The following is a 340-nucleotide window of genomic DNA, read 5'->3' as shown; positions in this document are numbered from 1 at the left end:
AAATTACCTGATATGCGTAGCGCCAAAAGTTGTTATAGACGATGCTGTTGCTGCTGGATAGTTTACCATCAACAAATTCTAAAACATTAGCAGTTGTAGAGGTTGTATAGATCTCATCAGCGTATAAACCCAAATATACAGTCTGCCCTCCCCCAGCAAAGGATAGGCTGGTATTCGACATTGTATTGTAAAGTCCATTTATAGCAGCGGTTGCTGTTCCTTCTGAAAGAAAAATTGTCTCACTTGCTATCTGGTTGGAAGGCGGGCCAACCTCCACAAATTTTTTACACCCCCCCATTAATAAAATGGATGTGAGTAATGCAATATGTAAAATTTTCAG

General features: G+C 39.7%; 1 protein-coding gene. It reads right to left on the bottom strand.

The features are described 5' to 3' along the window. A partial coding sequence (locus SB724_RS19615; protein WP_410572449.1) for a hypothetical protein occupies positions 1 to 340 on the bottom strand: 340 nt, incomplete at both ends.

It is taken from the genome of Bacillus sp. SIMBA_031 (assembly GCF_046535225.1).
GTDB classification, from domain to species: domain Bacteria; phylum Bacillota; class Bacilli; order Bacillales; family Bacillaceae; genus Bacillus; species Bacillus velezensis.
Note: the sequence above shows the minus strand (reverse complement) of the source record. Positions and strands in the feature narration are given on the sequence as shown.